The following is a 6,855-nucleotide window of genomic DNA, read 5'->3' as shown; positions in this document are numbered from 1 at the left end:
GGGGGAGGGGACGCCGGGGGGCCCACGAGCGCCGACCTGACGGGCTACTCGCAGGTGGCGTGCGAAGGGCCCGCCCTCTCGCTTGGCGGACTGACGATCTCCCCGGCGCCGGACCTCATCCAGCTTCGCGGCCGCGAGAAGCACCCCATGGCGGATCCGCCTCTCTTCTGGACCTGGCCCGTGGCATCCCATGGGCAGCCCTGCGCGACGGCCACCGATGCCACCGCCTGTCAGGCCGCCCTGGAGGCCGCGGACCCCATCGGGGGCCTCCACTACAACTGCGGGCCGGTGTGCTCCGACCTCTTCCTGGTCACGACGCTTGGCGACGAGGTGAAGACGTACGCGACGCTGGAGTCCATCCAGGGGCTGCTGGGCACCGTCGATACCCAACAGGAGGCCGTGCTCCTGGCCTTCGCGGCGGGCAACAGGCTGAGCTGCACCGAGCTCGAGATGGGCGCGGTGAAGACAAACGCGGACGGGACGTTCAACGTCATTGGCATCCAGGGCTCCACCTGTGGGAAGGGCACGGCGCTGACCCAGCACGTGGTGAAGGTGTTCCCCTCCGGCGAAGTCCAGGAAGTGGAGCGCTACGTCCTCAAGGAGGGCGACCCCAACTGCACCGTCGGCCGGAGGCCCGTGGGGCTCCAGGTCGCGGACGCATGCGAGAGCACGGACGCGCTGGGGCAGTACTTCGCGGAGGCCGCGCACCTGGAAGCCGCCTCGGTCCACGCCTTCCTGCGATTGCGCGAGGAATTGGCCCTGCACGGCGCCGGTCCGGACCTCCAGGACGCGGCCCGCCGCAGCGCCGTGGATGAAGTGCTGCACACCGAAGTGACGGGAAGGATTGCGCGCCGCTTCGGTGCCACGCCCCAGCGTCCCGTGGTCGCCGCGCGGCCCCTGCGCCCGCTCATCGACGTGGCGATGGACAACGCCGTGGAGGGTTGCGTGCGTGAGACGTACGGTGCGCTCCTGGCCCACCACCAGGCCCTGCACGCGCAGGACACCGAGGTGCGCGAGGCCATGGTGCGCATCGCCACAGACGAGACGCGGCACGCGGGGCTGTCCTGGGACATCGACCAGTGGATCCGCCCGCGCCTCTCCGCTTCCGAGCGGGACGCGCTGAGAGAGGCGCAGAGGCAGGCGGTGGCCCTGCTGCGCTCGCAGCTCGCGGTCCCGCCCGACGCGGGCCTCGTCACCGCGGCCGGCCTGCCCACGCCCGAGGTCGCCCTGTCCCTGCTGGACACGCTGGAGCAGGAGCTCTGGGCCTGAGCCTCCGCTAACGCTTGCGATTCGGCGGGCGCGCAGCGGCAGCGGCGGCCTCGCGCAGCTTGTCCTTCTTGCTCTTGCGCTTGCCCTTCACGCCGCCGTTCGGATCCAGCGGCTGTGCCGCAGGGCCCGTCGCGGCGGCTTCCGTCGGCTCGAAGCCCGGGACCTGCTCGCGCGGGATGTCCAGGTGGTGGCGCCGTTCGATGAGCCGGAAGTGGGGCTCCATGTCCGGGGTGACGAAGCTGATCGCCACGCCCTTGTCCCCCGCGCGGCCCGTGCGCCCGATGCGGTGCACGTAGTCCACCGTGGAGCGCGGCAGGTCGTAGTTCACCACCGCGGGCAGCTGCGCGATGTCCAGGCCGCGCGCGGCGACATCCGTGGCCACGAGCACCCGCACGCGCTTCGCCTTGAAGTCCGCGAGCGCCTGCGTGCGCGCGCCCTGGCTCAGCTCTCCGTGCAGGGAGCTGGCGGCGATGCCCGCGCGGTTCAACTTCAACGCGACATGATCCGCCGCGTAGCGACTGGCCACGAACGTGAGCACGTGGGACCACGCGTTCGTCTCCAGCAGGTGCCGCAGCAGCATCGTGCGCCGGGGCTCGTCCACCTGGAGGGCCCGCTGCACGATGAGGTCCGCCGTGGGCAGCTCGCCCTCGTCCACGTCGATGCGCGTGGGCTCGTGCAGCAACGCTTCCGCGAACGCGTGCACCGCGGGCGGGAACGTGGCGGAGAACAGCAGGTTCTGCCGACGCTCGGGCAGCAGCTTCAGCAGGCGCGTGAGCTCGTCCGCGAAGCCCAGCGAGAACAGCCGGTCCGCTTCGTCCAGCACCAGCGTCTCCACCGCGCCAAGGCGGAGCGCGTTCTGCTCCACCAGGTCCAGCGCGCGGCCCGGCGTGGCCACCACGATGTCCGCGCCGCCCCGCAGCGCCAGCATCTGCGGGTTCGCGGAGACGCCGCCCACCGCGAGGCAGGTCTTCAGAGGCCTGGGCAGGTGCCGGCCGTACTGCTGGACGGACTCGACAACCTGCGCGGCCAGCTCCCGCGTGGGCACCAGGATGAAGGCGCGCACCTGCCGTGAGGCGCCGCCCGGACGGGAGCGGAGCGACTCGATGAGGGGGAGCAGGAACGCGGCCGTCTTGCCCGAGCCCGTCTTCGCCGAAGCCCAGACGTCACCGCCGCGCAGCACCACGGGGATGGTCGCGCGCTGCACCGGCGTGGGCTCGTCGTAGCCCAGGTCGGCCACGGCGCGGGTCAGCGCCTCCGAGAGGCCGAGCGAAGCGAATGTCATGAAGGGGAGGCCTTGGAGTCGCGCGAGCGCGGCGTGGAATGGGAGCGCGGGAGCCTACCTCCTCCCCACCCAGGCGAGGAGCCGCACGGAGCGGGCAGTATCGCGCGGCCCGGCGTGTTAACAGCATCCGCATGGCGAAAACCCTCCCTGAACGTCCGCGTGCCGTCCTCGTCGGTGTCCAGCTCCCCGGCGTCTCGGACGAAGAGCACGCCGCGGACTTCGCGGAGCTGCGCCGGCTGGTGCACACCCTGGGCTACGACTCGGTCGCCACCGTCTCCCAGAAGCGCGACCGGCTGGCGACGGGCACGGTGCTCGGTTCGGGCAAGCTCAAGGAGCTGGCGAAGCTGACGGGCGGCTCCGGCGTCATCGCGTCCGGTGCGCTCAACCAGACCTCCAAGGCCCGCGAGAAGTGGGAAGCCGCCGCCGAGGCGGAGAACGAGGCCGAGGCCGAAGCGGAAGCCGGGCCCGAAGCCGGAGACGAGGACGCCGACGACGAGGGCCCTCAGGAAGCGCTCGCTCCGCCCACGGACGACGACGAGGCGGAGCCCCGGCCCACCGTGGTGGTCGTGGACCACGAGCTGTCCCCCAGCCAGCTGCGCAACCTGGAGAAGGCCACCGGCGCGCAGGTGCTGGATCGCGCGGGCGTCATCGTGGACATCTTCCACCGGCACGCGAAGAGCCACGAAGCGCGGATGCAGGTGGAGATCGCCCGGCTCAACTACCTGGCCCCCCGGCTGCGCGAGTCCTCCGGAGGCCGCGAGCGGCAGCAGGGCCGTGGCGCGGGTGACTCGGCGGTGGAGCTGGACCGCCGCAAGATCCGCGACCGGCTCGCGGAGCTGCGTGAAGGGCTCGCGGCCATCCAGAAGGACCAGGACCACCGCCGCTACGCGCGAAGGGACCAGCTGCGCGTGGCGCTGGTGGGCTACACGAACGCGGGCAAGTCGTCGCTGATGCGCGCCCTCACGGGCAGCACGGTGCTGGTCGCGGATCAGCTCTTCGCGACGCTCGACACGACGGTGCGCGCGATGCAGCCGGAGACCCGCCCGCGCATCCTCGTCTCCGACACCGTGGGCTTCATCCAGAAGCTGCCGCACGACCTGGTCGCGTCGTTCCGCTCCACGCTGGACGAGGCGCTGGAGGCGTCGCTGCTGCTCTACGTGGTGGACGCGTCGGACCCCACGTGGGCCGCGCAGCTGGAGGTCACCCGGACGGTGCTGCGTGAGATTGGCGCGGACACGGTGCCCAGCAAGCTGCTGCTCAACAAGGCGGACCGGCTGGATGCGACGGCGCGCGAAGCGCTGCTCGCGAAGCACCCGGAGGCCATCATGCTCTCCGCGCATCAGCCCGACGACGTGGCCATGCTGCGCAAGCACATCATCGCCTTCTTCGAGTCCTCCATGGTGGAGGCGGACCTCGTGATTCCCTACGCCCGCCAGGGCCGCATCGGCGAGGTGTACGAGCACACCACCGTCGTCTCCCAGGCCTACGACGAGAGCGGCAGCCGCCTGCGCGTGCGCGGCCTGCCGGGCGCCATCGCGAAGCTCACCCAGTCCTTCCAGGAGTGAGGCCCCGCCCCGGCACGGCACCGCCGGGGTAGGGATTCCGCACGGCGCGGCTTTCAGCGCACCACGGGCACGGTCACCGGCTCCTTGTCGTCCACGGTGACCTCCACCTTGCCCACGCGCCACAGCACCGGCTGGAACGCCATCTTGAGGGTGCGTCCGCCCGCCGTCTCCACCAGGGCGACGCCTTCCTTGGGCAGGTAGTTGCCCACCTCGTACAGCAGCGACGAGAAGGTGATGCGGTCGGTGCCCATCGGGCCCGTCAGCTCGCCCGGACCGTCGAACACCAGCGACGTGCCGCCGATGATGGGCAGGCCCTCGCGCTTCCCCACGCGGCTGTTCACGTGGAAGGTGTGACCCTGGCGCCCCGGCACGTCGCCCTCCACGTCCGCGAACAGGCGCGTCTCGTCGCCACACGTGCCGTAGCCCACCTCCGCCTTCAGCGGCTGGCCGTCCACCGTCATCCCGCGCAGGTCCGCGGACATCTCCATCAGGTCCTCGCCGCCCCGGTACTCCAGCACCGCCTGTCCGGTGAAGCGCAGGCCGTGCACGTCACAGCCTCCGTCGTTGAACGACAGCACCACCGCGTCGGTGACGTCATCCACCGCCGTCACCGTGGCCTTCGCGCAGGACACCCGGGACGCGAGCCCTTCCACGGCGTGGCCCAGGAACCCGCGACGGGGCTCGCCGCACGTGTACACGGGCATCACGCCCAGCACCTCCAGCGCGCCGCGCACCAGGTGCGTCGAGGCCGCCACGCGCTCCACGCGAGCGGTGGCGTCGTCTATCTCTTCCTTCGTGGGCGCGTTGTCTCCACAGGCGGTGGCGAGGGCGGCCAGGGCAAGGCAGGTGAGGGTGGCAGGGGCGCGGTGCATGAGGGTCTCCAAGTCGGTGCGGTCCTTCCGCTGCTTCGCGGTGGAACGTACCGCTGCCTCTCAGCAACCGTCATGCCTGCCCCAACCCCGCGAATCCAAAGGACGGAGTACGCCATGACCCCGCCGGACGTGTGCAGCGCGCTGCGCACCCAGGGGCGGGGCTGTCCGGGCCGGGCTTCCTCACGGACCGTCGTGTCGCAGGGCACGGCGCGTGGCAGCGCACCTCACGACAGGGTGCGCTCCTCGTCCTCGTGCGGCGCCTCGTCGCCGTCGTCGTCCAGGCCCGTGTCGTCGTCGTCGTGCTCGTCCGGCGCATCCTCGTCCGGCTGGGCCCGCAGGAGGTCGGGGTCCTCGGCCATGCCCGCGCCCATGGGGTAGATGACCAGGTGGCGCAGCGGTTCACTGCCCACGCTCACCGCCTCCAGGTGGTTCCGGACGACCAGCGTGTGCTGCACCTTGCGCAGGCGGGAAGGACGGGGCGACAGCGGGACACTCTCCCCGTCCGTGAGCACGCGCTGGATGGCGGCCTCGGCCTCCGCGACGGCGTCGCGCACGTCGTTCGGATCCACGCCCTCCAGGAGGTGGAACTCGGCGCGCAGCGCGCGGCGGATCTCCGTGGAGCTGTTGCGCTTGATGGCCAGCACGCGCGCGCCTCCGCGCTCCGCGGCCCTGCGCAGGCGGGGCGAGTTGGCGCGGCTGCGCAGCGTGAGCACCAGCTCCGCGTTCTCCAGACGGCCCACGACGACGGCCTCCACCGGCAGGTCGCGCAGCACGCGCTCCAGCAGGTCGCGGCTCACCGCGTGCGCCGCGATGCGCGTGGGCCCGGGCCGGGGCGCTCCCAGGGCCGGGGTGCCCTTGGGGACGCGTCCCCCCGGAGGCGTTGCTTCCACTACCTCCGGCGCCGCCTCCACGCGCACGGTGTCGCCCTGCTGCGTGCGGCGCTCGCCACCGACCTCCACGCCCGTGAGCAGCCGGTCCACCGCGGCGCCCGTGTCCAGGTGCACGCGCACCTCCTCGCGGTTCACCATCTCCACCACGATGTCGAAGGTGGGCGTGCCGCGCCGCTCCGTCACCGTCTTCTGGGTGCGCCGGCGCCGCGCCTCCTCGTCGCTCAGCGTGACGGTCTGGATGCCGCCCACGAGGTCGCAGAGCGTGGGGTTCAGCACCAGATTCTCCAGCGTGTTGCCGTGCGCGGTGGCCACCAGCTGCACGCCGCGCTCCGCGATGGTGCGCGCGGCGGCGGCCTCCGCGGAGGTGCCAATCTCATCCACGACGATGGCTTCGGGCATGTGGTTCTCCACCGCCTCGATCATCACGTCGTGCTGACGGTCCGGCCGGCTCACCTGCATGCGCCGCGCGCCGCCGATGCCCCGGTGCGGGATGTCCCCGTCGCCGCCAATCTCGTTGGAGGTGTCCACCACCATCACGCGCTTGCCCAGCGCGTCCGCGAGCACGCGCGCCACCTCGCGCAGCTTCGTCGTCTTGCCCACGCCAGGGCGTCCCAGCAGGAGCAGGTTCTTCCCGGAGTCCACCAGGTCGCGCAGCATGTCGATGGTGCCGTGGATGGCGCGGCCCACCCGCAGCGTGAGCCCCACCACGCGCCCCTGCCGGTTGCGGATCGCCGACACGCGATGCAGCGTCCGCTCGATGCCGGCGCGGTTGTCCCCGCCCAGCTCGCCCACGCGGGAGAGCACGGCCTGGAGCGACTCCTGCGTCACGGGCTCGTCGGACAGGCGCGCCACGCGGCCCACGAGGCGGGCCTCCGGAGGACGCCCCAGGTCCATCACCACCTCCAGCAGCTCCGCTTCGGGCAGCTCCCGCACGGCGGCCTGGAGGGGCGGAGGAAGCACCGCGACCAGGAGGGCGA

The 6,855-nt window shown here is 72.1% G+C and carries 5 protein-coding genes; 2 read left to right on the top strand and 3 right to left on the bottom strand.

Annotated features, from left to right (window positions below):
* On the top strand, nt 1–1,269 hold a 1,269-nt coding region (locus D7V97_RS37635; protein ID WP_233583477.1), incomplete at its 5' end, for a ferritin-like domain-containing protein.
* 7 nt (nt 1,270–1,276) lie between these two features.
* On the opposite strand, the gene D7V97_RS37630 is transcribed toward D7V97_RS37635, so the two are convergent.
* Nucleotides 1,277–2,551, bottom strand: coding sequence for a DEAD/DEAH box helicase (locus tag D7V97_RS37630; protein WP_120615426.1), 1,275 nt, complete (start codon nt 2,549–2,551; stop codon nt 1,277–1,279).
* Between the two features lie 131 nt (nt 2,552–2,682).
* On the opposite strand from D7V97_RS37630, the gene hflX reads away from it, so the two are divergent.
* Complete coding sequence (gene hflX, locus D7V97_RS37625) at nt 2,683–4,116, top strand: GTPase HflX (protein ID WP_120615425.1); 1,434 nt, start codon at nt 2,683–2,685, stop codon at nt 4,114–4,116.
* Between the two features lie 53 nt (nt 4,117–4,169).
* On the opposite strand, the gene D7V97_RS37620 is transcribed toward hflX, so the two are convergent.
* A complete protein-coding gene (locus D7V97_RS37620; RefSeq protein ID WP_120615427.1) occupies nt 4,170–4,988 on the bottom strand; it encodes a hypothetical protein in 819 nt (272 codons plus the stop codon).
* Nucleotides 4,989–5,212: 224 nt separating this feature from the next.
* Nucleotides 5,213–6,855 (bottom strand): R3H domain-containing nucleic acid-binding protein (locus D7V97_RS37615; RefSeq protein WP_120615424.1); only part of this gene is annotated, 1,643 nt, incomplete at its 5' end.

Origin of the sequence: Corallococcus sp. CA053C, assembly GCF_003611675.1 — a bacterium.
Lineage (GTDB): Bacteria > Myxococcota > Myxococcia > Myxococcales > Myxococcaceae > Corallococcus.
The sequence above is the reverse complement of the archived record's forward strand: the minus strand, read 5'-3'. Positions and strand labels throughout refer to the sequence as shown.

Coding starts and splice junctions, on each gene's coding strand:
- hflX (WP_120615425.1), top strand. CDS start 2,683: ATGGCGAAAACCCTCCCTGAACGTCCGCGTGCCGTCCTCGTCGGTGTC.
- D7V97_RS37630 (WP_120615426.1), bottom strand. CDS start 2,551: ATGACATTCGCTTCGCTCGGCCTCTCGGAGGCGCTGACCCGCGCCGTG.
- D7V97_RS37620 (WP_120615427.1), bottom strand. CDS start 4,988: ATGCACCGCGCCCCTGCCACCCTCACCTGCCTTGCCCTGGCCGCCCTC.